Origin of the sequence: Streptomyces coeruleorubidus (assembly GCF_008705135.1) — a bacterium.
In the GTDB taxonomy this organism is placed as follows: domain Bacteria; phylum Actinomycetota; class Actinomycetes; order Streptomycetales; family Streptomycetaceae; genus Streptomyces; species Streptomyces coeruleofuscus.
In genome coordinates, this window is record NZ_CP023694.1 from 6,416,066 (window position 1) to 6,441,880 (window position 25,815).

Sequence of the window (25,815 nt, forward strand, 5' to 3'; positions counted from 1 at the left end):
GTGTCCGTCCTCGGAACGGCGCGATGGGGTCGGACGCCGACTGACTGTCCGTTGACGCGCCAACCGCTGCGGGCGGACACCCCCCGACACGGCCCCTTCCGTGCGTACGCGGGTGCGGGCGCGTCGTGGCCGCCCTAGCTGCGGGCAGTCGTGCCGCTAAGGGCGGCACGGGTGGGCGCAGCGGCACCCCGTTCCGCCGGGCTGCGGACCCACCCGGCCCCGGCCCCGACGCCGGTCAGCCCTTCACCGCCCCGCCCAGTGCGAAGCCCCCTCCCAGGCGTCGGGCGATCAGGACGTACAGAAGGATCACCGGGGTCGAGTAGACGATCGAGAACGCCGCCAGCTGCCCGTACGCCACCATCCCCCGGTTCCCGAAGAAGTCGTTGATGCTGACGGACGCCGGCATCTGGTCGGGTGTCAGCAGGAGCATGAAGGGGACGAAGAAGTTGCCCCACATCATGACGAAGGAGAAGACCGTCACGACGCCCATGCCCGGGCCCATCAGGGGCAGCACGATCCGGATCAGGGACTGGAGGGACGACGCCCCGTCGGTCCAGGCCGCCTCTTCCAGTTCCTTCGGTACGCCGTCCATGAAGTTCTTCGTCAGCCAGATGGCGAACGGCAGTTGGGACGCGGCGAAGAAGAAGATCGTGCCCTGCATGGTGTCGATCAGATCCACCCGGACGAAGAGCGCGTAGACCGGGACCATGATCGCCGTGATCGGCAGACTCGTCGCGAAGAGGATCGTCAGCAGGAACGGGCGGTTGAAGCGGGAGCGGAAGCGGGAGAGCGGGTAGGCCGCCAGGGCCGCGCAGACCACCGTCAGCAGCGTCGCGCTGCCGCACAGGATGAGGCTGTTGAGCAGGGGCGTGAAGGTGATCTCGGGGGTCAGGATCGCGTCGAAGTTGTCCGGGGTGAGGCCGTCGGGCGCCTTGACCCGGAGGTCGGCGCGGGGGTCCAGGGAGGACAGGACCACCCAGGCCAGGGGGAGTACGAAAGCTGCGGCGACCACCAGGAGGCCCGCGTCCGCCGCCAGGCGGCGGGTCGTGCGGCGGGAGGCGAGTGTGACTGCCATGCGGGTCAGACCTCCGTCCGCAGCAGGCGCAGATAGACGAGGGAGAAGAGGGAGCCGACCAGAAGGAGGAGCAGGGCCACCGCCGTGCCGTAGCCGATCAGGCTGTTCTGGAAGGCCTGTTCGTACATGAAGAGCGGCAGCGTCTGGCTCCTTCCGCCCGGGCCGCCCCTGGTCATCACCCAGATCAGCCCGAAGACCGAGAGGGTCTGGAGGGTGTTGAGCATCAGGTTCGTGCCGATGGAGCGGCGGATCATGGGCAGGGTGATGTGCCACATGCGGCGCCAGCCGCCGGCCCCGTCGACCTCGGCGGCCTCGGTGATCTCCTTGGGGATCTCGTTCAGCGCGGCCGAGTAGACCAGCATCGAGAAGGCCGTGCCCCTCCAGACGTTGGCGAAGGACACCGCCAGGATCGGGAGCGTGAACAGCCAGTTCTGGGAGGGCAGGTGGAGCCAGTCCAGGAGGGCGTTCAGGGTGCCCTCGCGGCGGAAGAAGGCGTAGAGGAGGAAGCCGGCCACCACCTCCGGCAGCACCCAGGCGGTCACCACGATGCCGCCGGTGAGCGTGCGGACCGGTTCCGACGCGCGCCGCATCAGCGCCGCCAGGGCGAGGCCGAGCGTGTTCTGCCCGATGAGGGACGACAGGACCGTGAACACCAGGGTCAGCCATACGGCGTTCAGGAACGCCTCGTCCCCGAAGGCCCGGGTGAAGTTCTCGAAGCCGACGAACGAGTCCTGGGCCTGGCCGGTGAGCTGGAGGTCCGTGAAGGCGATGTAGACGCAGTAGGCGATCGGGCCGGCGAGGAAGAGGAGCAGGAGGACGACGGCGGGGGTGAGGGGGAGGGCCCGGACCAGCGCGCCCGGGCCCCGCCGGGGGCGGAGGGGAGCCGTGGGGCCGGGCGTCTTTCCGAGGTCGGTGTGCGGTGCCGTGGTGGTCATCCGGGCGTACCGCCGCCTACCGCTCGACGACCTGGTTGTCCGTGGCGTCCTTCAGGGCGTCCACGTAGCCGCCCGTCGCCTCGTCCACCGACATGTCACCCGTCGTCACGCCCTCCATGGCCTCCTGGATGGCCGTGGAGACCTTGGGGTAGGCCGGGTAGGCGGGGCGGTAGTGGGTGTGCCGCACCAGGTCGGTGAAGAACTTGGTGCCGGGCTGGGCGGTGGCGTACCCGGGGTCCTTCGCCACGTCCTCGCGGACCGCGATGCCGGAGTTGGCGACGTACCACTTCCGCGCGTTGGCCTTGGTCTGCATCGTCTTGATGAACTCGAAGGCCAGGTCCGGGTTGCCGGCCTTGGCCGGGATCGACCAGGTCCAGCCGCCGGACATGCTCACCTTGCCGGGCGCCTGGCCGTGCTGCGTGGGCATGGCGGCGAGGCCGAGCTTCTCCGACCACTCGGGCCACTCGTGGCCGCTGCCGGGCAGCCAGTCCTGCGGCAGCCAGGAGCCGTCGAGGGCGATGCCGAGCCTGCCCTTCGGGAGCCACTCGCCGCGCACCCGGGTCATGACGTTCGGGTCGAGCGCGTCGGAGACGTCCGGGCCCAGCTTCTCCTTGTAGACCGTCTCGACGAAGGCGAGGGCGTCCTCGAAGCCCTGGCCGCCGGCGATCCACTTCTTGCTCGCCTTGTCGTAGAGGGGGTCCGTGCGGCCGTCGTTCGTGCCGTAGAGCAGCATCTCGAAGGTCTGCATGGTGGCGGCCTCGCCGACCGGCTTGCCCGTGTAGACGTTGAGCGGGATGACGCCGGGGACCTTCTGCTTGATGGTGCGGGCCGCGGTCAGGACGTCCTTCCAGGTCTTCGGCTGCCAGTCGGCGGGGAGGCCGGCCTTGGCGAAGACGCCCTTGTCGAACCAGAGTCCGCGGGTGTCGGTGCCGTCGGGGACGCCGTACGTCTTGCCGTCCTCGCCCTTGGCCGCCGCCTTCGCCGTGTCGATGAACCGGTTCCAGTCCGGCCACTTGGCGAGGTAGGGGTCGAGGGGCTTGAGATAGCCGCTGGTGATGTCCGAGTTGATGAGGAAGGTGTCCTCGTAGACCAGGTCGGGGGCGGTCTTGGGGGAGCGGAGCATCTGCTGGAGCTTGGTGTAGTACTCCGAGTCCGGGGCCTTGATCGGGACGAGCTCGACCTTCTTGCCGGGGTGGGCCTTCTCGAACTGCTGCTTGATGTCCGCGAGATAGGTGTCCATCACCTTGATGGAGTTGTCCGTGGACTGTTTGAAGGAGACCTTCACGGTGTCGGGGTCGCTGCCGGAACCGCCACCGCAGGCGGTGAGGGCGGTCGCGGCGAGGGCCAGGGCGAGGAGAGGTGTGAAAGCGGCGGTGGGGCGCACGGCACGAACCTCCTACGGACGCACTTCTTTGTGGCCGGGACGGCTGCGTGGTGAACCTAAGTTGAGTGGTCTAGTCAGGTCAATGCGTGTGCGCCGGTTCGATCGTGGCCGACCGTAGTTGACGAGCCGTCACTGGCCCGTGACCCAGCGGTAATGCAACTCCGGTCGTCCCACCGTGCCGTACTGCGGGCGGCGGGCCGCGCGGCCCGCGTCCACCAGGTGTTCCAGGTAACGGCGGGCCGTGATGCGGGAGATGCCCACGGTCTCCGCCACACCGGCGGCCGTGAGGCCCTCCGCGCTGTCGCGCAGGGCCACCGTCACCCGCTCCAGCGTCGGTGCGCTCAGCCCCTTCGGCAGGGCTGCCGGGCCCGGGGCGCGCAGGGCCGCCAGCGCCCGGTCCACCTCGTCCTGCCCGCTCGCCTCGCCGACCGCCGCGTGGAACTCGGCGTACCGCACGAGGCGGTCCCGCAGGGTCGCGAAGGTGAACGGCTTCAGGACGTACTGCACGACTCCGAGCGAGACGCCCTCGCGCACGACCGCCAGATCGCGCGCCGACGTCACCGCGATCACGTCCGCGTGGTGTCCGGCCGTCCGGAGCGACCGTGCCAGTTGCAGTCCGTGGACGTCCGGCAGGTGGAGGTCGAGCAGGAGCAGGTCGACGGGCGTGCGCTCCAGGGCCCGGCGCGCCTCCGCGCCCGTGTGCGCCTTGCCCACGGCGACGAATCCCGGGACCCGGCCGACGTACATCACGTGCGCGTCCGCGGCGACCGGGTCGTCCTCGACGACCAGGACGCGGATGGCCCTCTCGGGGGTGGTGTCGCTCGTCATGCGTAGCCTCCAGCGCCTCTGGACACCGAGGTCCTGGATGTCACGCCCTCGGCCACCGCCCCCGACTCCCGCAGCGGCAGGCGTACCTCGAACTGTGCCCCGCCCCCGTCGGCCTCCGACACCGACAGCGTGCCCTCGTGCCGCTGCACCGCCTGACGTACCAGGGCCAGCCCCAGCCCCCGGCCGCCCGGACCCGCCGGCTTGGTCGAGAAGCCCCGCTGGAAGACGGCCTCGGCGTGCTCCGGGTCCACGCCCGGGCCGGTGTCCGAGACCCTCAGCACCAGCTCCGGGGCGTCATCGAGGGCCTCGGGATCCTCGGTCTCCTGGGTGTACGCCGCCACCGTCACCCGCGCCCGCACGCTGCCCTGTGCCGCGTCCACGGCGTTGTCGATCAGGTTGCCCAGGATGGTCACCAGGTCCCGCGACGGGAGGGACTCCGGCAGCAGTCCGTCGTCCAGGCTGCTGTCCTCCGACACCATCAGCTCCACGCCCCGCTCGTTCGCCTGGGCCGTCTTGCCCAGCAGCAGCGCCGCCAGCACCGGCTCGCTCACCGCCGCCACGACCTGGTCGGTCAACGCCTGCGCCAGCTCCAGCTCGGCCGTCGCGAACTCCACCGCCTCCTCCGCCCGGCCCAGCTCGATCAGCGAGACGACCGTGTGCAGTCGGTTCGCCGCCTCGTGCGCCTGTGAGCGCAGCGCCTGCGTGAAGCCCCGCTCGGAGTCCAACTCGCCCATCAGGGACTGGAGTTCGGTGACGTCGCGCAGGGTGACGACCGTACCGCGCCGCTCACCGCCCGACACCGGCGAGGTGTTGATCACCAGTACCCGCGACGCCGTCAGATGCACCTCGTCCACCCGCGGCTCCGAGGCCAGCAGCGCGCCCGTCAGCGGGGCCGGCAGCCCCAGCTCCGCCACCGACCTGCCCACCACGTCCCCGGCCACGCCGAGCAACTCGCGCCCTCCGTCGTTGATCAGCGCCACACGGTACTGCCCGTCCAGCATCAGCAGCCCCTCGCGTACGGCGTGCAGGGCGGCCTGGTGGTAGTCGTGCATCCGGCTGAGCTGGGCCGCGTTCATGCCGTGGGTGTGGCGGCGCAGCCGGGCGTTGATGACGTAGGTGCCGACGGCGCCCAGGACAAGCGCGCCGGCCGCGACGCCGAGCAGGGCCGTGAGCTGGTCCTGCACCCGCTGGGTGATCTCCTCGACCCGGATGCCCGCGCTGACCAGGCCCACGATCTCCGTGCCGTCCTGGATCGGGGTGACAGCGCGGACCGAGGGGCCGAGCGTGCCGGTGTAGGTCTCGTCGAAGGTCTCGCCCTTCAGGGCCTTCGCGGTATGGCCCCGGAAGGGCTGGCCGATCTGGTCCGGGTCGGGATGCGTCCAGCGGATCCCCCGCGGATCCATGATCGTTATGAAGTCGACCTCGGTGTCCCGCATGACCTTCAGCGCGTACGGCTGGAGCTCGGCGGTCGGGTCGGAGGTGCGGGCCGCCTGAAGCACCGAAGGGGAGTCGGCGACGGATCGCGCCACCGCCCTGGCCTGGCGCGTCGCCGCCTCTTCGGCCTGACTGCGGTCACTGGCGTAAGTGAACAGCGCGTATCCGGCCACGACGACCGCTATCAGGACGGCCTGCATGGCGAAGAGCTGGCCCGCCAGGCTGCGGGGACCGGGGACGGAGAAGCGCATGTCGTCAGTCTGCCTCGTGGCTGATTGTGAACTATATGAACGGAAGGGTGACCGCGCTCACACAGCAGGACATAGTCACGGCATTCCCCATAACGCATCTCCGGGAGCCCCGCTCCCTTTTCCCCGGACGTGAGCCGCACGCCGGTGATGCCGACGACGTCGTCAAGGAGGGCCGCCGTGACCAGCGCAGCCGATACGGCACCTGCCGCACCAAAAGCCAAGCGGGACCGCACGCACTATCTCTACATCGCGGTGATCATCGCGGTCGCCGCCGGTATCGCGGTGGGTCTGGCCGCACCCGACTTCGCTGTCGAGCTGAAGCCGATCGGGACCGGCTTCGTGAACCTGATCAAGATGATGATCTCGCCGATCATCTTCTGCACCATCGTGCTGGGCATCGGCTCGGTACGTAAGGCCACCAAGGTCGGTGCCGTCGGCGGTATCGCCCTCGGCTACTTCATGGTGATGTCGCTGGTCGCGCTGAGCATCGGCCTGGTCGTCGGCAACATCCTGGACCCGGGCTCGAGCCTCGCGATGACCGACGCGGTCAAGGAGGCCGGTCACGCACAGGTCGACCCCGAGGCCACCACGAACACCGCCGACTTCCTGCTGGGCATCATCCCGACCACGATCGTCTCCGCGTTCACCAACGAGTCGGTCCTGCAGACCCTGCTGATCGCCCTGCTCGCCGGCTTCGCGCTCCAGGGCATGGGCTCGGCCGGCGAGCCGATCCTGCGCGGTATCGAGCACATCCAGCGGCTCGTCTTCCGCATCCTCGCCATGGTGATGTGGGCCGCCCCGATCGGTGCCTTCGGTGCCATCGCCGCCGTCACCGGCTCCGCCGGCCTGGACGCGCTCAAGAGCCTCGCCGTGCTGATGCTCGGCTTCTACGTCACCTGCTTCCTCTTCGTCTTCATCGTGCTCGGCATCCTGCTGCGCGTGATCTCCGGCCTGAACATCCTCACGCTGTTCAAGTACCTGGGCCGTGAGTTCCTGCTGATCCTGTCGACGTCCTCGTCCGAGTCCGCGCTGCCGCGGCTCATCGCGAAGATGGAGCACCTGGGCGTCAGCAAGCCGGTGGTCGGCATCACGGTCCCGACCGGCTACTCCTTCAACCTCGACGGCACCATGATCTACATGACCATGGCGTCCCTGTTCATCGCCGACGCGATGGGCACGCCGATGTCGATCGGCGAGCAGATCCCGCTGCTGCTCTTCCTGCTGGTCGCCTCCAAGGGCGCCGCCGGTGTCACCGGCGCCGGCCTCGCGACGCTGGCCGGTGGTCTCCAGTCGCACAAGCCGGCCCTGGTGGACGGCATCGGCCTCATCGTCGGCATCGACCGCTTCATGAGCGAGGCCCGTGCCCTGACCAACTTCGCCGGCAACGCCGTGGCCACCGTGCTGATCGGCACCTGGACGAAGGAGATCGACAAGGACCGCGTGAACCAGGTCCTCGCCGGTCAGATCCCCTTCGACGAGAAGACGCTGCTGGACGACGGCCACGGCGGTCCGGCCGAGGACCACGCCGAGGTGCCCGAGCAGGGCGGCGAGAAGGAGCTGGCGAAGGCCTGACGGCCCCGCGCCCCGCGAGACTCCGGGCGGCTGAGTGTCCCCCCGTCGCTCAGCCGCCCGGTCCGTGTGCGGAGAAAGACCATCCGTACGATCAGCCGTACGCAGACAAGATCAATCGTTCAGCTTCGCCACCAGCTCGGTGGCCTCAGAGGCGGGCACGCCCGCCGCGGTCAGCACCGTGACCGCGGCGCAGCGGCCCGCCTCTCGCGCTGCCACGAGTCCGTCGTTCACCGCCTCCATCAGCGCGACCAGCATCTGCTCGTGCACGTAGGCCAGGGCCGGCGCGGGCAGCGGTGAGCTGAAGACGCCCTCGTCGAGGCCGCGCCGGAGCACCCCGGTGGCGGCCTCCCGGACCGGGGTGAGCCGCTCCCTGATGCCCTGCATGGTGACCGTGCGCTGGGCGAGCGCGATCAGCAGCCGGTAGCGGTCGGCGAGCTCCCACACCGCCAGCACCGAGCGGGCCACGGACTCCGCCGGGTCCTGCACGCCCTCGCGGCCCGCCGCGTGCGCGGCCGACAGGGCCTGAACCGCTTCGTCGACGAGCGTGCTGATCAGCGCCTCGCGGCTCGGGAAGTGCCCGTACACCGTCCGCCGTACGACGCCCGCGGCGCGTGCGATCTGGTCCATGGAGGCGTCGGGGTCGCGCAGCAGCTCGCCGAGGGCGACGTCGAGGATGCGGCGCCGGTTGGCGTCGGCGCGGCTGGTGGTGCCCGTGGTCATGGACGCCATTGTGCCCCTTCTCTCATTGATTTGCACAGCACTGTGCAACGACGTACATTGCACAGTGTTGTGCAATTGCACAGCTCTGTGCAAGTCAGTGAGGAAGGCGACCTCTGCCATGCGACTCGTCATGACCGAACCGGCCGAGAGGACGGACCGCCCCTACGCCCGGCGCTGGTGGGCGCTCCTCGTGCTCTGCCTGAGCCTGCTGATCATCGTGATGGCGAACACCGCCCTCACCGTCGCCGCGCCCGACATGACCGAGGACCTCGGCCTGTCCAGCGCCGACCTCCAGTGGGTCATCGACGGCTACACCGTCCCGTACGCCGCGCTGATGCTGCTGCTCGGCGCGATAGGCGACAAGTACAGCCGCCGGGGTGCGCTCGTCCTCGGGCTGGTCGTGTTCGCCGGCGGTGCAGTCTCCGGCTACCTCGCCGGCAGCGCCACCGGGGTGATCGCGGCGCGTGCCGTGATGGGTGCCGGCGCCGCGATGATCATGCCTGCCACGCTGTCCCTGCTCGCGGCGACCTTCCCGCGCGCCGAACGCGCCAAGGCCATCACCCTGTGGACCGCCACGGCCGGACTCGCCATCGCGGCCGGTCCGCTGGTCGCCGGGGCGCTGCTGGAGCACCACGGCTGGTCGTCGACGTTCCTCATCAACGTCCCCGTCGCCGCCCTGGCCATCGTCGGCGCGCTCGTCCTCGTACCGCCGTCCAAGGCCGGTCACCACGGGCGCATCGACTACGGCGGCGGACTGCTGTCGGTGGTGTGGATCGGCGCGCTCGTCTACACGATCATCGAGGGTCCGCACTTCGGCTGGGGCGCCAAGGCGGTCACGGCGGCCGTCGTCGCGGGCGTCGCGCTCGTGGCCTTCGTGCTCTGGGAGCTGCGCCACCCGCGTCCCGTCCTCGACGTGCGCCGCTTCACCGACCGCGGCTTCGCGGGTTCCAACCTCGCCGTCGCCCTGTTCTTCCTGGCCGTCTTCGGTGCCTTCTACTACCTGACCCAGCACCTCCAGTTCGTCCTCGGCTACGACGCCCTGGATACGGGCCTGCGCATGCTGCCGCTGGCCGGTGCCGTGTTCGTGGGCTCCGCCCTCACCGGCTACCTCACCCCGCGGGTCGGCATGAAGTGGACCGTCACGGCCGGCATGGTCGGCGGTACGGCGGCCCTCGCGCTGCTCACCCAGGTCGACTCCGGGTCGTCGTACGGCGACTTCGTCGCGCCGCTGATCGTGCTCGGCCTCGCGATCGGGCTGGCGCTGTCGCCCTGCACGGACGCGATCATGGGGGCGTTCCCGGAGTCCGAGCTGGGCGTCGGCGGAGCGGTGAACGACACGTCGCTGGAGCTCGGCGGCTCGCTCGGCATCGCCGTCCTCGGCTCGCTGCTGGCGACGTCGTACTCGGGGCACCTCTCGGACGCGACGGCCGGCAGCCGGCTCCCCGGCTCCTCCCTGGAGACGGCCCAGGACTCCGTCGGTGCCGGGTACGCCGTGGCACAGGGCATCGGGGACCGGGCCCGGCAGCTGGCCGAGCAGGCCGCGCACACGAGTGACCCGCAGCAGGCGGAAAAACTGCGGGCGCAGGCCGGGCAACTGGCCGACGGGGCACGGCAGATGGCCGACGCGGTGGGATCCTCCTTCGCGGACGCGGTCGCGCACACCAGTCTGGCCGGGGCCGTGATCCTCGGTGTCGGTACGGTGGTCGTGGCCGTGTTGCTGCCGCGTAAGGGGAAGGCCGTGGACGAAGGCGCCGAGGACAGGGAGTTGGAGTCCGTCGGTTAGTTCCGCGCCCCCGAGAAGAGGCCTGACGTACGGAGGGACGCATGGGGGAAGCGGGCGAGGTCGAGATCATGAGCTCGGACGAGTACCGGGCCCGGTACGGAGCGGAGCGGGAGGCGTCTCCGTTGTCCATGGAGCAGGTCGGTGAGCTGTTCCAGGAGTTCCTGACGGCGGTGGCCCGACCCGGGCGGCAGGACCGCGACGGTGCCCGTGATCTGTCCGGACGGCTCCGGGAGCATCTGGGGGCCGGCGCCGGGGAGCGGCCCGTGGTCAAGGTGGCCTATCCCCCCTACGACCTGCCCAACGTGCATCTCGCGCTGGAGCGCTGGTTCGCGGGGGAGGGGCGGTCGTCCGAGCTCATCGGCATGCGCGGGGCGCAGCACCACGGTGACCTCACGCTCGGCGACATCCTCGAAGCGGCCGACCGGTACGGCCGGTTCACCGTCGGGGCCGTCGACTACGCCCAGCTGCCGGTCTCACCCGACGCCGAACTCGCCTGCGTCTCCTGCGGCTTCTACCTCGGGGCCGAGGGCGAGGAGCGGTTCGCCGTGCTGCTGCGCGGGCCGCAGGACGAGTACGGCCGCAACAAGGTGGAGATCGAGGTGCTGGCCGGTCAGAAGGAGTTCGCCGACCGGCTGCTCGCCGAGATCGACGTGCTCGTGCGCGAGCTCAACATCTTCCGGGGGCAGATCCTGTCCTTCGAGGGCTCGGAGTTCGGCACCGGCCTCGGACCGTTCCGCTTCCACCGCAGGCCCGGACTCACCCGGGACGACATCGTGCTGCCCGACGGGCTGCTGGAGCGGGTGGAGCGGCAGGTCGTGGGCGTGGCCCGGCGCCGGGAGCAACTGCGCGCGGCCGGCCAGCACCTGCGCCGCGGCCTGCTGCTGTACGGACCGCCCGGCACCGGCAAGACCCACACCATCCGCTACCTCCTCTCCCACCTGCCCGAGTTCACGGTCGTCGTCCTGTCCGGGACGGGCATCGAGGCCATCGGCCCGGCCTGCGCCCTGGCCCGGATGCTCCAGCCCGCGCTGGTCGTCCTGGAGGACTGCGACCTGATCGCCGAGGCCCGCGACTACGGCGGCGGCGAGCAGCCGCTGCTCTTCCAGATCCTGAACGAGATGGACGGCCTCGGCGACGACACCGACGTCGCCTTCCTGCTCACCACCAACCGCGCCGACCTGCTGGAACCGGCCCTCGCCCAGCGCCCCGGCCGCGTCGACCTCGCCGTGGAGATCCCCCTGCCGGACGCGGACGGCCGTGCCCGTCTGCTCGGCCTGTACGGCTCCGGCCTCGGCCTGGACCAGGACATCACCGACGAGGTGGTGGCCCGCACGGAGGGCACGACGGCGTCCTTCACCAAGGAGCTCGTCCGCCGGTCCGTGCTCATCGCCGCCGAGCGCGAGTCGCCCCGCACCGAGGCACGGGACGTCCGCGCCGCCCTCGGCGAACTCCTCTCCGACCACGACCGGCTGACCCGGCGACTGCTCGGGGTGCGGGGCGCCGAGGACGAGGAGCAAGGCCTGGACGACTCCTTCGAGTGACCGGCCTCAGGGCCCGGCGGCCTAGGGCGTGTCCGTAAAGTCCCGTCGTCCGCCTGGAGGGCGGGCCCCGCGGCGTTCGGTGCGTGCTCTGGGGGTCCCCCCGGCCGAAGGCTGGGGGAGTGCCGGGCGGACGCCCGCGTACTGTGTACGTGGGTGTTCGCACGGTGCGGCGAGTGGGGGCACCTCCCACGCCCTTAAGGCAGTGGGGGAGCGTGCCGGGCGTCGCGGGGCAGGCGGGACTTTGCGGACACGCCCTAGTCCAGGCGTGCCCGTTCCTCCGGGCCGAGCCGCAGGTCCGCCGCGGCCGCCGAGTCCCTGGCCGTCTCCGGCCGGCTCGCCCCCGGGATGGGGACGACGGCGGGGGAGCGCGCCAGCAGCCAGGCCAGACCGACCTGCTGGGGGCTGACCCCGCGGTCCGCCGCGACCTCGTGGAAGGCGGCCAGGCGGGCCCTGCCCTCGGTGCGCGACGGCCCGTCCAGAGAGCTGCGGGCCAGCCCGCCCAGCGGGCTCCACGGCAGGAACGCCAGCCCCAGTTCCGCGCACAGCCGCAGCTCCGGCTCGCTGTCCCGGACGGCGGGGGAGTACCGGTTCTGCACCGACACCAGCTTCTCGCCGAGGATCTCGCGCGCCCGGCGGATCTGATCCGCGTCCGTGTTGGACAGCCCGGCCAGTCGGATCGTGCCCGCGTCGAGCAGTTCGCGCAGGGCACCGACGGATTCCTCGAAGGGCACGTCGGGGTCCGGCTTGTGGAGTTGGTAGAGGCCGATCGCCTCCACACCGAGGCGCTTGCGGGAGGCCTCGGCGGCGGCCTTGAGGTGGCGCGGGGAGCCGTTCACCGTCCAGTCGCCGCCGGCCGGGCGGCCACGCCCGCCCTTCGTCGCCACCAGCACGCCGGAGGTGTCACCGCCGTACGTGGCCAGCGCGCGGGCCAGCAGCCGCTCGTTGTGGCCGGGCTCCGCGCCCGGCAGATGGTACGAGTCGGCCGTGTCGAGGAGGGTCACGCCCGCGTCGAGCGCGGCGTGCACGGTGGCCAGCGCGCGCTCCTCGTCCGGGCGGCCCTCGATGGACAGCGGCATCGCGCCGAGCCCGATCGCGCTCACCCGCAGCCCGCCGAGTGTCCTGTACCGCATGTCAGTCGCCCTTCCCGAGCGTCTCGGCGACGGCACGCGGCAGCCACTGCCGGGCGTCGCCGAAGCTGAAGCCGAGCCGGGCGGCCCGGGCGTTGTCCATGCCGTAGGACCGGCGGAAGGAGAACGGGGAGACCTCGCCGACCTCGACGGGCCGGAACACCGTCCGGCCGTCCGGGACGTGCGCGGCCACCGCCTCGCACAACTCCTCGGTGGTCAGCGTGCCGTGGGAGGCGGCGTTCACCGGCCCGGTGAAGCCCTCGCCCGCCGCCCAGGCGAGGAACCGGCCGATCTCCTCGACGTGGACGTAGGTGGCGGGCCGGTTCACCGCCGGCACGGCGATCGGCTCGCCGGTGCGCATCCGCTCGGCGTAGTGGGCCAGCCGCCCGGTGAAGTCGTCGGCCCCGCCCAGCACATGGGCCACCCGCACCGCCGCGTACGGGAACGCCGGGCCGCCGGCCGCGAGGACCGCCTCGGCCTGCCGCTTGCCCTCGCCGTAGTTCGCCTCCAGGAACGCCGGGTCGTCCCAGGGCAGCGAGAGGTCGACGGTGACCGTGGCCGGGTCGACGGCCTCCTCGCGCACGAGGGCGGGGGAGTCCTCGTACTCGTACACCTCGACCGTGGAGGTCATCACATAGCGCCGGGTGCGGCCGGAGAAGACGCGGCGGGTGAGTGCCGCCTGGCGGGGTGTGTAGCAGACCTGGTCGACGACGACGTCGAAGACGCGCGAGCCGAGCGCACCCGTCAGGGACCGCTCGTCGTCCCGGTCGGCGACCACGTGCTCCACACCGGCGGGCGGCGGAGAGGACCCCCGGTTCAGCACCGTGACGCGGTGCCCTTCGGCGAGCAGCCGTGCGAGCAGACGCTTTCCGACGTAACGGTTCCCGCCGATGACCAGGACTTCCAGGGCCTTTTCCATGACCATAATTCTCCTGGCGCACGCTCACGCCTTGAAGGGGGAACCATGGGAGTTCAGGCCGCGACGCCGAAAGAACCACGGCATCCACGCCTCGCCGCCGACGAAACGTCGGTGGCCTTCGACGCGCTGGACCGGCAGATCCTCCAGCTCCTCCAGACCGACGGCCGGATCAAGCTCAGCGAGCTGGGCCGCCGGGTCCGGCTCAGCCCGGCGGCGGTCACCGAACGCGTGCGACGACTGGAAGGGGCGGGTGTGATCAGCGGCTACGGCGCCCATGTCGTGCCGGCCCGGCTCGGCTACGGCATCCAGGCGTTCATCCGGGTCGACCCGCACGGCGGCTACAACCTCAAGCATCCGCGGACCCTGGAGCTGATCGAGCGGCCCGAGATCACCGAGGTGCACCACGTGGTCGGGGAGGACTGCTGGATCCTCAAGGCCGCCGTCCGGGACACCGTCCACCTGGAGGAGGTGCTGGAGGCGGTCTCCGCGCTGGGCCGCACCACGACGTCGATCGTGCTGACCTCCCCGGTGGAGCGGAAACCGCTGTTGCCTTGACGTCGGCGTCAAGGACTACGTTCGACGGCATGCGAATCGGCGAGCTGGCCGCACGGGCCGGGACCACGACGCGGACGCTGCGGTACTACGAGTCGCGGGGGCTGCTGCCCGCGCGGCGCGAGGGCAACGGGTACCGCACGTACGACGAGTGCGACCTGAAGCTGCTGGAGCAGATCAGGACGTTGCAGGACTTCGGGTTCGACCTGGAGGAGACGCGTCCCTTCGTGGAGTGTCTGCGGGCCGGGCACCCCGAGGGCGACACATGTCCGGCCTCGCTCGCGGTCTACCGGCGCAAGCTGGACGAACTCGACTCCCTGATCGGCCAGCTGACGGCCGTGCGGGAGACGGTCGCCCGGGAGCTGGCGCGGGCCGAGCTGGCCGCCGAGGCGGCGGCTCCGGGAGGCCCGGAGCCGCGGTGCGAACTGGGGAGGCACACGTGGTGATCGAAGTGACGGACGCGGACTTCGAGGCGGAGGTGATCGGCGCGGACCTGCCGGTGCTGGTGGAGTTCACCGCCGACTGGTGTCCGCCCTGCCGGCAGATGGGGCCGGTGCTGAAGGCCCTCGCCTCCGAGGAGGGCGACCGGCTGAAGGTGGTGCAGCTCGACGTGGACGCCAACCCGGGGACCACGAACGCCTACAAGGTGCTGTCGATGCCGACGTTCATGGTGTTCCGCGGCGGTGAGCCCGTGAAGTCGATGGTGGGCGCGCGGGCCAAGCGGCGGCTGCTGGAGGAACTGGCCGACGTGCTGTAGGCGACGCGCCCGGAAACGAGTAAATCCCCCGAGCAATTGCGCTCGGGGGATTTCCTTGCGTATATTTGTCTGTTCGTGACTTCAAGTCGATTGAAGCCACAGTTAAGTTCAGTGAGCACAGTATATCCGGGCGGGAGCGGAATTGTCAAACACCGAATTTCCGGACGATGAATTGCGGCACGAGCAGGAATTCATCGACGGGTTGTACGCGCGCGTGGACGCGCTGCGCGGCGACGCCGAGACCTCCGTCACGGACGCGCTCGCGCAGGGCAACACCCCCATGCAGGCCAGACTCGAGCGGGACATCCTCGTGGCCGAGCGCTCCGGGCTGCTCGCCGCGCTGAACGCGGTGGACGGCTCCCTGTGCTTCGGCCGGATCGACCTCACCTCTGGTGTCACCCACCACATCGGACGCATCGGCCTGCGCAGGGACGACGCCGACCGCACACCGGTCCTGATCGACTGGCGTGCCGACGTCGCCCGCCCCTTCTACCTGGCCACCGGCCACACCCCGATGGGGCTGAGGCGCCGGCGGCACATCGCCACCGACGGCCGCCGGGTCACCCACCTGCACGACGAGATCCTCGACCTCGGCGACGAGACCCGCACCGGCCACGAGGACCCGTCGGGCGACGCCGTGCTGCTCGCCGCGCTCAATTCCGCGCGCACCGGCCGGATGAGCGACATCGTGCAGACCATCCAGGCCGACCAGGACCGCATCATCCGCGCCCCGCACCGCGGCGTGCTCGTGGTGGAGGGCGGGCCGGGCACCGGCAAGACGGCCGTCGCCCTGCACCGCGCCGCGTATCTGCTGTATGAGCACCGGGAACTGCTCGCCAAGCGGGCGGTGCTGATCGTCGGCCCCAACCCGGCGTTCCTCGGCTACATCGGCGAGGTGCTGCCCTCCCTCGGCGAGACCGGCGTGCTCCTCGCGACCGTCGGCGAGCTGTTCCCCGGGGTGAAGGCGACCGCCACCGACACGCCGGAGGCCGCCGCCGTGAAGGGCCGCGCGGAGATGGCCGACGTCCTCGCCGAGGTCGTGCGCAGCCGGCAGGCACTGCCCGACCCGGTGATCACGATCGAGCACGAGCGCGAGGTGCTCATGCTCGACGACGGCCTCGTCGGCGTCGCCCGCGAGCGCACGCGTGCCGCGAAGCTGCCGCACAACGCGTCCCGCGAGCACTTCGAGGGGCACATCCTCAACACCCTCACCGAGCTGTACGCCGAGCGGATCGGCACCGACCCCTTCGACGGGTCCAGCCTGCTCGACCCCAGCGACATCACCCAGATCCGCGACGACCTCGCCGAGAACCCCGAGGTCTGGGCGGCCATCGACCGGCTGTGGCCGCTGCTGACCCCGCAGCGGCTCGTCGCCGACTTCCTCGCCGCGCCCGAGGAGTTCCTGCCCGCCGAGGACGCCGCCGCCGTACGCCGCCCGGTGACCCGGCGCTGGACCGTCGCGGACGTGCCGCTGCTCGACGAGGCCGCCGAACTCCTCGGCGAGGACGACCGGCTGGCCCGGGAGCGCGCGCAGCGTGAGCGGGAGCGGCAGATCGCCTACGCGCAGGGCGTGCTGGACGTGTCGTACGCGTCCCGGACGTACGAGTTCGAGGACAAGGAGGAGGACGACCCCGAGTCCTCCGAGGTGCTGTCCGCGCACGACATCATCGACGCCGAGCGGTTCGCCGAACGGCACGAGGAGGACGACCACCGCAGCGCCGCCGAGCGCGCCGCCGCCGACCGCACCTGGGCGTTCGGGCACATCATCGTGGACGAGGCGCAGGAGCTGTCGCCGATGGCGTGGCGGCTGCTGATGCGGCGCAGCCCGACCCGCTCGATGACGCTCGTCGGCGACCCCGCGCAGACCGCGGAGGCCGCCGGTGTCGGCTCCTGGTCGGGCATCCTCGCCCCGTACGTCGAGGACCGCTGGGAGCACACCCGGCTGGGCGTCAACTACCGCACCCCGGCCGAGATCATGGACGTCGCCGCGGCCGTGGTACGCGCCGAGCAGCCGGACTTCGAGCCGCCGAGCTCGGTCCGCTCCACGGGCGTACGCCCCTGGGCGCGGGCCACCGACGACCTCCCGGGCGCCGTCGCCAAGGCGGTCGGGGAGCTCACCCCTGACGAGGGACGGCTCGCCGTGATCGCCCCGCGCGACCTCCACCGCGGCCTCGCGGCCCGGTTGGACGGCGTGACGGCGGGCGCCGAACCCGACCTCACCCGGTCGGTCGTCCTCCTCGACCCGCGCCAGGCCAAGGGCCTGGAGTTCGACTCCGTCCTCGTGGTCGAGCCCGGCCGCTACGGCACCAGCGACCTGTACGTCGCCCTGACGCGGGCCACCCAGCGACTGGGGGTGCTGCACACCGGGGAGCTGCCGAAGGCTCTGGGCGAGCACTTCGGGTAGGGACGGCTGTTCGTCGTGCCACCCCGGGGAGCGGCACGGGGAGTGGGGTGGCACGCCTCATGCCGTCACCCCACCAGGGCCCGGGCGACGGGCTGTGACGGAAGGCCGTCCCTCCCGTCACAGCGGTGTCACCGGCCGCCGCCTACGCCGGGCGCAGCCACACCGTCGACAGCGGCGGCAGGGTCAGCCGGATGCTCGCCGGGCGGCCGTGCCACGGCTGGGCCTCCGGCTTGACCGGGTCGGGATTGGTGACGTCGCTGCCCCCGTAGGCGGCGGCGTCGGTGTTGACGGCCTCGTGCCAGGCGGGGACGTCCTCGGGCACGCCCAGGCGGTAGTCGGGGCGGACGACCGGCGCGAAGTTGGACACCGACAGCAGCGGGTTGCCCTCCGGGTCCAGCCTCAGGAACGCCACGACGTTGTCGTCGGCGGCGTCCCCGGCCACCCATTCAAAACCGGCCGGGTCCGTGTCGAGCCGCCACAGCGCCTCAGTCGCGCGGTAGACGGTGTTGAGGTCGCGGACCAGGTCGCGCACGCCCCGGTGCTCGGCCTCGGCCCCGTAGCCCGGATCGAGGAGCCACCAGTCCGGACCGTGCGCCTCGGACCACTCGGCGCCCTGGGCGAACTCCTGCCCCATGAACAGCAGCTGCTTGCCGGGGTGGGCCCACATGAAGCCCAGGTACGCCCGGTGGTTGGCGCGCTGCTGCCACCAGTCGTCCGGCATCTTCGAGACCAGGGAGCGCTTGCCGTGCACGACCTCGTCGTGGGAGATGGGCAGGACGTAGTTCTCGCTGTACGCGTACACCATCGAGAACGTCATCTCGTGGTGGTGGTGCTTGCGGTACACCGGCTCGTGGCTCATGTACTGGAGCGAGTCGTGCATCCAGCCCATGTTCCACTTCAGCCCGAACCCGAGCCCGCCGAAGCCGCTCGGGCCCTTGTGGTGGGTGGCCCGGGTGACGCCGTCCCAGGCGGTCGACTCCTCGGCGATCGTGACCACGCCGGGCACCCGTCGGTAGAGCGTCGCGTTCATCTCCTGGAGGAACGCCACCGCGTCCAGGTTCTCCCGGCCGCCGTGCTCGTTGGGCGTCCACTGGCCCGGCTCACGCGAGTAGTCGAGGTACAGCATCGACGCCACCGCGTCCACGCGCAGCCCGTCGATGTGGAACTCCTCGCACCAGTACAGGGCGTTCGCGACGAGGAAGTTGCGCACCTCGTTGCGTCCGAAGTCGAACTCCAGCGTGCCCCAGTCGGGGTGCGCGGCCCGCAGCGGATCCGCGTGCTCGTACAGGGGCCGGCCGTCGAACTCGGCCAGCGCCCAGTCGTCGCGCGGGAAGTGCGCGGGCACCCAGTCCATCAGCACGCCGATGCCGGCCCGGTGGAGCGCGTCGACCAGGTACCGGAAGTCGTCGGGCGTGCCCAGCCGGGCCGTCGGCGCGTAGAAGCCGGTGACCTGATAGCCCCAGGAGCCGCCGAACGGATGCTCGGCGACCGGCATCAGCTCCACGTGCGTGAAGCCCAGGTTCTTGACGTACGCCGGGAGCTGCTCGGCGAGTTGGCGGTATGTCAGTCCCGGCCGCCAGGACGGCAGGTGCACCTCGTACACCGAGAACGGCGCCTCGTGCGCCGGTGCCTCGGCGCGCCGGTCCAGCCACTCGGCGTCGCCCCACTCGTACCCCGAGGACGTGATGACCGACGAGGTCGCGGGCGGCACCTCCGTGCGGCGGGCCATCGGGTCGGCGCGCATCGTCTTCGAACCGTCGGGGCGGGTGATCTCGAACTTGTACAGCTCGCCCTCGCCGATGTCCGGCAGGAACAGCTCCCACACGCCCGACGAGCCCAGCGACCGCATGACGTGCCCGGTGCCGTCCCAGAAGTTGAAGGTGCCGGCCACGCGCAGGCCCAGCGCGTTCGGCGCCCACACCGAGAACCGGGTGCCGGTCACGCCCTGGTGGGTCATCGGGTGCGCGCCCAGCGCCGTCCACAGCTCCTCGTGCCGGCCCTCGCCGATCAGGTGCAGGTCGAGGTCGCCCAGCGTGGGCAGGAAACGGTAGGCGTCCTCGGTGTCGAGGACCGTCCCCTCGTACTCCACGAGCAGCCGGTACTCCGGGACCTCCCGCAGCGGCAGCAGTCCGGAGAAGAACCCCTCCCCGTCGTCCTGCAACTCCGCCCGCACCTCGCCCGCGACGACGGTCACCGACAGGGCGTACGGCCGGAACGCCCGGAACGCGATCCCGCCGGGCACGGGGTGTGCGCCGAGCACGGAGTGCGGGTCGTGATGCGTGCCGTTGAGCAGCCGGTCCCGGTCCGCCGCGCCGAGGGCGGGCGAAACGGCGAGCTCCATCTCCGGCGGGACGGTCTGGGCGGAGGCGGCGGTGGCCTTCCCCGCGGTGGCCGTCCCTGCGGTGGCCTTCTTGGCCGTGGCCTTCTTCGCGGGGGCCTTCTTGGCGGGAGGGTTGGCGGCGGTTGCTTTGGTGGCGGTGGCCTTGGTGGCTGCCGCCTTCGCCGTCGTGGCCTTCTTGGCGACCGCCTTCTTGGTCGTCGTCTTCTTGGCAACCGCCTTCGTGGCCGTCGCCTTGGTGGCTGCGGCCTTCTTGGCTGTGGCCTTCTTCGCGGTCGTCTTCTTGGCGGCCGTCTTCTTCGCGGCCGTCTTCTTCGCGGCCGTCTTCTCGGCCGTGGCCTTCGTCGCGGCCACCTTCTCGGCTGTCGCCTTCGCCGCGGTGGCCTTCTCAGGAGCCGCCTTCTTCGCGACGGCCTTCTTCGCGGTCGTCTTCGCCGGGGCCGTCTTCTTGGCCGTCGCCTTCGTCGCGGGTGACTGCGTGACGGCCGTCTTCTTGACGGCGGCCTTCTTCGCGGGGGCCGTCGCCTTCCTGGCCGCCGCCTGTTTCGGCACCGCCGTCTTCTTCGCGGCACTCTTCTTCTGGGCGGCCGTGGGCTGCTCGGGGATCTTCTCCCCGGCCGTCCCCTTGGGGCGGGAACCGCTGGACTCAGGGCGGGGGGTCACGGGCGGAGCCTCCAGGACGCAGGTGGGTCAGTCATGTCAGGTCAGGTCAGGTGGCCGGACGAGGCGAGCCGGTCTATGGCGGCCAGGGGCACCGGCAGCCAGTCTGGTCGGTGCCGGGCCTCGTACACCACCTCGTAGATCGCCTTGTCCGTCTCGTAGGCACGCAGCAGTACCGGGTCGGTGCGCGGATCGAGGCCGGAGGCCTCGGCGTACCCGGAGCAGTAGGCGGACCGGCAGGTCTCGGCCCAGTCCGGCTGCGGCGGATCGGCCGAGCGGGCCGCGTAGTCGAAGGAGCGCAGCATGCCGGCCACGTCCCGCACCGCCGGCTGCGGCATGCGCCGCTCGGCCAGCGGCCGGGCCGGCTCGCCCTCGAAGTCGATCAGCTTCCACTCGCCGGCGGGCGAGCGCAGGCACTGCCCGAGGTGCAGATCGCCGTGCACGCGCTGCGCGGTCCAGGTGCGGCCCTCGGCGGCCAGATCGCCCAGCGCCGTGAACGCCGACCGCAGCCCGCCGGCGTACGGCCGCAGCGAGGGCACCGCCTGCACGGCCGCCTCCAGCCGCTCGATCATGCCGTCCACCATGAGCTGGAGCTGCATGTGACCGAGCGTGACCGTCGGCAGCGCCCGGGCCAGCGCGGTGTGCACCTCGGCGGTGGCCCGCCCCAGCGCCCGCGCCTCGGCGCCGAAGTCCTCGCCCTTGGCCAGCTCGCGCAGCGCCAGCTCCCAGCCGTCGGAGGCGCCCTGCACGAACGGCTGGAGCACGCCCAGCACATACGGCTGGCCGGCCAGGTCGGCCGGGCCTTGCGAGATCACCGGGTCCGCCGTGGGGTCGACGTCCGCGACCATCCAGGCCGTCGGCGCGGGCACCCGGGGGCAGCCCTCGCGCGCCAGCGCCAGCGGCAGTTCCAGGTCCGGGTTGACCCCGGGGACGATCCGGCGCAACAGCTTGAGGATGAACGTATCTCCGTAGACGATCGACGAGTTGGACTGTTCCGCGGTCACCACGCGCGGCACCAGACCGGACCGGATGTCCTGGTCGAGGTCCCGCTCGAAGCGGAGCCCGCCGATCCGGGCCTGGGTGCGCAGCGCCTCCAGGAGCAGCTCGGCGGGCCTGGCGTCGTGCAGGGCGTCGTAGGCCGTCCGGCCGGCCAGCGGCCCGGTCGACAGGTGTCCGATCAGCGCGGGCGCCAGCCGAGGCGGCAGCGCCTCGCGCACGCCTATCAGCAGCTGGTAACAGTCGCCGGGATGGCCGGGCGCGCCATGGGACGGCACGAGCGGCTGATGGGCGCGGACGAGCAGGTGGTACAGGCCGAGCTTGCCCGCGGCCGGGAGCAGCTCGGTGGCCTCGACCAGCGTGAACCCGGTGACCGGACGCCCCTTGCCCGCGAACCAGCGCTGCCGCGGCAGCCACTCCCGCAGCAGCGGATCGAGGGAGGCAAGGAGGCCGGGCGGGGTGGTGACGGTGCGTGTGACGGCTTCCGACATGGCGTCGCGTCCTTTCACCCATGATTGGTGCGCCTCCGGGGCCTTCAGCAGGTGCCGGCGGCGCCCCTCCGGCTCACGCGGGTGGGCGGGGTGTTACTGATGCGTGCCCCGGGCGGGGCGGGAGAAACGCCCCGCCACGGGGGTTTGCGTCCCGCCCCGCAATTCAGGCCTCGTCAGGCCGTCTCAGGCCTCACAGGGTGTCCCTGCGCAGCCGGAACCAGTAGAAACCGTGACCCGCCAGGGTCAGCAGATACGGCAGCTCGCCGATCGCCGGGAAACGGACCCCGCCGAACAGCTCCACCGGGTGCCGCCCCTCGAAGGCGCTCAGATCGAGCTCCGTGGGCTGCGCGAAACGCGAGAAGTTGTTCACGCACAGCACCAGATCGTCCTCGTACTCCCGCAGGAACGCCAGGACCGCCGGGTTCGTCGACGGCAGCTCGGTGTACGAACCGAGGCCGAAGGCCGGGTTCTGCTTGCGGATCTCGATCATGCGGCGGGTCCAGTGCAGCAGCGACGACGGCGAGGCCATGGACGCCTCGACGTTCGTCACCTGGTAGCCGTGGACCGGGTCCATGATCGTGGGCAGGAACAACCGTCCCGGATCGCAGGAGGAGAACCCCGCGTTGCGGTCCGGCGTCCACTGCATCGGCGTGCGCACCGCGTCCCGGTCACCGAGCCAGATGTTGTCGCCCATGCCGATCTCGTCGCCGTAGTACAGGATCGGCGAGCCCGGCAGCGACAGCAGCAGGGCCGTGAACAGCTCGATCTGGTTGCGGTCGTTGTCCAGCAGCGGGGCGAGACGGCGCCGGATGCCGATGTTGGCGCGCATCCGCGGGTCCTTGGCGTACTCGGCCCACATGTAGTCGCGCTCTTCGTCGGTGACCATCTCGAGCGTCAGCTCGTCGTGGTTGCGCAGGAAGATGCCCCACTGGCAGCCCGAGGGGATGGCCGGGGTCTTGGCGAGGATCTCGGAGACGGGGTAGCGGGACTCGCGCCGCACGGCCATGAAGATGCGTGGCATGACCGGGAAGTGGAAGGCCATGTGGCACTCGTCGCCGCCGGCCGCGTAGTCGCCGAAGTAGTCGACGACGTCCTCGGGCCACTGGTTGGCCTCCGCCAGCAGCACCGTGTCCGGGTACTGCGCGTCGATCTCCTTGCGCACCCGCTTCAGGAAGTCGTGGGTGGCCGGGAGGTTCTCGCAGTTGGTGCCCTCCTCCTGGTACAGGTACGGCACCGCGTCCAGCCGGAAGCCGTCGATGCCCAGGTCCAGCCAGAACTTCAGCGCGGAGATCATCTCCTCCTGCACGGCCGGGTTCTCGTAGTTGAGGTCCGGCTGGTGCGAGAAGAAACGATGCCAGTAGTACTGCTTGCGGACCGGGTCGTAGGTCCAGTTGGAGGCCTCGGTGTCGACGAAGATGATCCGCGCGTCCTGGAACTGCTTGTCGTCGTCCGCCCACACGTAGTAGTCGCCGTAGGGGCCGTCGGGGTCCTTCCTCGACTCCTGGAACCACGGGTGCTGGTCGCTGGTGTGGTTCATGACGAAGTCGATGATCACACGCATGCCGCGCTGGTGGGCGGCGTCGACGAACTCCACGAAGTCGGCCAGGTCACCGAATTCCGGCAGCACGGCGGTGTAGTCCGAGACGTCGTAGCCGCCGTCCCGGAGCGGCGATTTGAAGAACGGCGGCAGCCACAGGCAGTCGACGCCGAGCCACTGGAGGTAGTCGAGCTTTGCGGTCAGGCCCTTCAGGTCACCGACGCCGTCACCGTTGCTGTCCTGGAACGAGCGGACGAGCACCTCGTAGAAGACGGCGCGCTTGAACCACTCCGGGTCCCGGTCCCTGGCGGGAGTGTCCTCGAAGGTGTCCGGCACGGGTTCGTTGACGATCATGTTGTGGGTGACCCTCCGATCTGCGGGGTGGACGGTCGCAGAACCGAGAAGACATGCGCGGGCCTACGGCCCGGTTCGAGGCGCACGTAGTTGGCCCTGCCCCAGTGATAGGTCTCGCCGGTGAGCTCGTCGCGCACCGGCACCGACTCGTGCCAGTCCAGGCCGAGTTGCGGCATGTCCAACGAGACCGTGGCCTCCTGGGTGTGGTGGGGGTCGAGGTTGGCGACCACCAGAACCGTGTTCGAACCCTGCCGCTTCGAGTAGACGATCACCGCCTCCTGGTCCGCGTGGTGGAAGTGGAGGTCGCGCAGCTGCTGGAGCGCCGGGTTCTCCCGGCGGATGGTGTTGAGCCTGGTGAGCAGCGGGGTGATGGTGCGTCCCTCGCGTTCGGCGGTCTCCCAGTCGCGGTGCCTGAGCTGGTACTTCTCCGAGTCGAGGTACTCCTCGCTGCCTTCCCTGAGCGGGGTGTTCTCGCACAGTTCGTAGCCGGAGTAGATGCCCCAGGCCGGCGACAGCGTGGCGGCGAGGACGGCGCGGACCTCGAAGGCGGGGCGGCCGCCGTGCTGGAGGTAGGCGTGCAGGATGTCGGGGGTGTTGGCGAAGAAGTTCGGCCGCATGTACGAGGCGGCCTCGCCCGACAGCTCCGTGAGGTACTCGGTCAGCTCTTCCTTGGTGTTGCGCCAGGTGAAGTACGTGTAGGACTGCTGGAAGCCGATCTGGGCCAGGGTGTGCATCATCGCCGGGCGGGTGAACGCCTCCGCCAGGAAGATCACATCGGGGTCGGTGCGGTTGATGTCCGCGATGACCCGCTCCCAGAAGACGACCGGCTTGGTGTGCGGGTTGTCCACCCGGAAGATCCGCACCCCGCAGTCCATCCAGTGCCGCAGTACCCGGCAGGTCTCGGCGATCAGGCCGTCCATGTCGGCGTCGAAGGCGATGGGGTAGATGTCCTGGTACTTCTTCGGCGGGTTCTCCGCGTAGGCGATGGTGCCGTCGGGGCGGTGGTGGAACCACTCGGGGTGTTTTTGCACCCAGGGTGGTCCGGGGAGCACTGCAGCGCGAAGTCCAGCGCGACCTCCATGCCCAGCTCCCGGGCCTGGGCCACGAACCAGGTGAAGTCGTCCAGGGTGCCCAGATCGGGGTGGACGGCGTCGTGGCCGCCCTCCGGCGAGCCGATCGCCCAGGGCACGCCGACGTCGTCGGGGCCGGGGGAGAGGGTGTTGTTCCTGCCCTTGCGGAAGGTGGTGCCGATCGGGTGGATGGGGGGCAGGTAGACCACGTCGAAGCCCATCGCCGCGATCGCCGGCAGCCGTCGGGCGGCGGTGCGGAAGGTGCCGTGCGGTTGCTGCCGGGTGCCCTCCGAGCGGGGGAAGAACTCGTACCAGGAGCCGTACAGGGCCCGCTCCCGCTCGACGAGCAGGGGCAGCGGCTCGGAGGTGGTGACCAGGTCCCGCAGCGGATGCCGGGCCAGCACCTCGTCCACCTGAGGCGTCAGCGCCGCCGCCAGCCGCGCCGCCGCCGGGCGGGTCTCGTCCCGCAGGGATTCGACGGCCGCGAGGATCACGGCACGTCGGCCCCCCTCCTCGGGCACACCGGCGGCCGCCCTCTCGTACAGGCGCGCGCCCTCCTCCAGGACGGTGTCCGTGTCCATGCCCGCCGGGATCTTGATCTGCGCGTGATGGCGCCACGTGCTGACCGGATCGCCCCACGCCTCCACGGCGAACGTCCACAGGCCGGGCTCGCCGGCCGTGACCTCGGCGCCCCACCGGTCCGTCCCGGGGGCCAGCTCCCGCATCGGCGTCCACGGGTCTGGGCGGCCCCCGGGATCCTTCAGGACGACATTGGCGGCGACCGCGTCGTGCCCCTCCCGGAACACGGTCGCCGAGATCTCGAAGGTCTCACCGGTCACGGCCTTGGCCGGGCGGCGCCCGCGCTGGACGACCGGGCGGACATCGAGAACGGGTATGCGCCCGACGGCGGTCGCCTCGCCCACGGGGGGTGGTTCCGGGACGTGCGGACCGGCGTCGGCCGGGCGCGCGGGACGTGACTCGCCGCCGGGCGCGCGCGCCCCGGTGCGGCGGGTGGGGGATGGTGACGAATGGTGCTTGGCGGGCATGACCGCTCCTGTCCGCGTCAACGTGGGTGGGCGGATGTCTG

At 71.1% G+C, this 25,815-nt stretch carries 18 protein-coding genes and 1 pseudogene; 7 read left to right on the top strand and 12 right to left on the bottom strand.

Annotation, left to right across the window (positions count from 1 at the left end; translation table 11 throughout):
* Positions 1-235: 235 nt before the first annotated feature.
* From CP976_RS29845 to CP976_RS29865, 5 genes are all read right to left on the bottom strand, one after another.
* Positions 236-1,075, bottom strand: coding sequence for a carbohydrate ABC transporter permease (locus tag CP976_RS29845; protein ID WP_150483100.1), 840 nt, complete (start codon positions 1,073-1,075; stop codon positions 236-238).
* A gap of 5 nt (positions 1,076-1,080) precedes the next feature.
* Entirely contained in the window at positions 1,081-2,010 is a 930-nt protein-coding gene (locus CP976_RS29850; protein WP_150483101.1) for a carbohydrate ABC transporter permease, read from the bottom strand.
* A 16-nt stretch (positions 2,011-2,026) separates the two neighbouring features.
* The gene (locus tag CP976_RS29855; protein WP_150483102.1) at positions 2,027-3,394 is read right to left on the bottom strand and encodes an extracellular solute-binding protein; all 1,368 of its coding nucleotides are present in this window, start codon (positions 3,392-3,394) and stop codon (positions 2,027-2,029) included.
* Positions 3,395-3,523: 129 nt separating this feature from the next.
* Complete coding sequence (locus CP976_RS29860) at positions 3,524-4,222, bottom strand: response regulator (RefSeq protein ID WP_150483103.1); 699 nt, start codon at positions 4,220-4,222, stop codon at positions 3,524-3,526.
* Positions 4,219-5,907, bottom strand: a complete 1,689-nt coding sequence (locus tag CP976_RS29865) for an ATP-binding protein (RefSeq protein WP_150483104.1) — start codon at positions 5,905-5,907, stop codon at positions 4,219-4,221. The genes CP976_RS29860 and CP976_RS29865 overlap by 4 nt, the downstream gene beginning before the upstream one ends.
* Positions 5,908-6,084: 177 nt before the next feature.
* On the opposite strand from CP976_RS29865, the gene CP976_RS29870 reads away from it, so the two are divergent.
* Positions 6,085-7,479: a cation:dicarboxylate symporter family transporter gene (locus tag CP976_RS29870; RefSeq protein ID WP_150483105.1), complete on the top strand. Its 1,395-nt coding sequence runs from the start codon at positions 6,085-6,087 to the stop codon at positions 7,477-7,479.
* Between the two features lie 111 nt (positions 7,480-7,590).
* Here CP976_RS29870 and CP976_RS29875 read toward each other — a convergent pair whose 3' ends face one another.
* A complete protein-coding gene (locus tag CP976_RS29875) occupies positions 7,591-8,208 on the bottom strand; it encodes a TetR/AcrR family transcriptional regulator (protein ID WP_150483106.1) in 618 nt (205 codons plus the stop codon).
* 109 nt (positions 8,209-8,317) lie between these two features.
* Here CP976_RS29875 and CP976_RS29880 point away from each other — a divergent pair, with 109 nt between their 5' ends.
* Together CP976_RS29880 and CP976_RS29885 are read left to right on the top strand one after the other, a co-directional pair.
* Entirely contained in the window at positions 8,318-9,982 is a 1,665-nt protein-coding gene (locus CP976_RS29880) for an MFS transporter (RefSeq protein WP_150483107.1), read from the top strand.
* A gap of 41 nt (positions 9,983-10,023) precedes the next feature.
* The gene (locus tag CP976_RS29885) at positions 10,024-11,523 is read left to right on the top strand and encodes an AAA family ATPase (RefSeq protein WP_150483108.1); all 1,500 of its coding nucleotides are present in this window, start codon (positions 10,024-10,026) and stop codon (positions 11,521-11,523) included.
* 254 nt (positions 11,524-11,777) lie between these two features.
* Here the strand turns inward: CP976_RS29885 and CP976_RS29890 are convergent, their stop codons facing one another.
* Positions 11,778-12,653, bottom strand: coding sequence for an aldo/keto reductase (locus tag CP976_RS29890; RefSeq protein WP_150483109.1), 876 nt, complete (start codon positions 12,651-12,653; stop codon positions 11,778-11,780).
* A 1-nt stretch (position 12,654) separates the two neighbouring features.
* Positions 12,655-13,569, bottom strand: a complete 915-nt coding sequence (locus CP976_RS29895) for an NAD-dependent epimerase/dehydratase family protein (RefSeq protein WP_150483110.1) — start codon at positions 13,567-13,569, stop codon at positions 12,655-12,657.
* A gap of 45 nt (positions 13,570-13,614) precedes the next feature.
* On the opposite strand from CP976_RS29895, the gene CP976_RS29900 reads away from it, so the two are divergent.
* The 4 genes from CP976_RS29900 to CP976_RS29915 all read left to right on the top strand — a co-directional run bounded on the left by CP976_RS29900 (position 13,615) and on the right by CP976_RS29915 (position 17,282).
* The gene (locus CP976_RS29900; protein ID WP_229876554.1) at positions 13,615-14,124 is read left to right on the top strand and encodes an Lrp/AsnC family transcriptional regulator; all 510 of its coding nucleotides are present in this window, start codon (positions 13,615-13,617) and stop codon (positions 14,122-14,124) included.
* A 29-nt stretch (positions 14,125-14,153) separates the two neighbouring features.
* A complete protein-coding gene (locus tag CP976_RS29905; protein WP_150483111.1) occupies positions 14,154-14,567 on the top strand; it encodes a MerR family transcriptional regulator in 414 nt (137 codons plus the stop codon).
* Positions 14,564-14,878 (top strand): thioredoxin family protein, encoded by a 315-nt coding sequence (locus tag CP976_RS29910; RefSeq protein ID WP_150485562.1) that lies wholly within the window; start codon positions 14,564-14,566, stop codon positions 14,876-14,878. Before CP976_RS29905 ends, CP976_RS29910 begins: the two co-directional genes overlap by 4 nt.
* A 124-nt stretch (positions 14,879-15,002) precedes the next feature.
* Positions 15,003-17,282, top strand: coding sequence for a HelD family protein (locus CP976_RS29915; RefSeq protein ID WP_150483112.1), 2,280 nt, complete (start codon positions 15,003-15,005; stop codon positions 17,280-17,282).
* 142 nt (positions 17,283-17,424) lie between these two features.
* Here CP976_RS29915 and glgB read toward each other — a convergent pair whose 3' ends face one another.
* The 4 genes and pseudogenes from glgB to CP976_RS29935 all read right to left on the bottom strand — a co-directional run bounded on the left by glgB (position 17,425) and on the right by CP976_RS29935 (position 25,774).
* Positions 17,425-20,283 (bottom strand): 1,4-alpha-glucan branching enzyme, encoded by a 2,859-nt coding sequence (gene glgB / locus CP976_RS29920; RefSeq protein ID WP_229876552.1) that lies wholly within the window; start codon positions 20,281-20,283, stop codon positions 17,425-17,427.
* Positions 20,284-20,324: 41 nt separating this feature from the next.
* A complete protein-coding gene (locus CP976_RS29925) occupies positions 20,325-21,767 on the bottom strand; it encodes a maltokinase N-terminal cap-like domain-containing protein (protein ID WP_150483113.1) in 1,443 nt (480 codons plus the stop codon).
* A gap of 190 nt (positions 21,768-21,957) precedes the next feature.
* Positions 21,958-23,658: a maltose alpha-D-glucosyltransferase gene (gene treS / locus CP976_RS29930; RefSeq protein WP_150483114.1), complete on the bottom strand. Its 1,701-nt coding sequence runs from the start codon at positions 23,656-23,658 to the stop codon at positions 21,958-21,960.
* Positions 23,655-25,774, bottom strand: a pseudogene (locus CP976_RS29935) (alpha-1,4-glucan--maltose-1-phosphate maltosyltransferase). The gene treS and the pseudogene CP976_RS29935 overlap by 4 nt, the downstream one beginning before the upstream one ends.
* Positions 25,775-25,815: the final 41 nt, after the last annotated feature.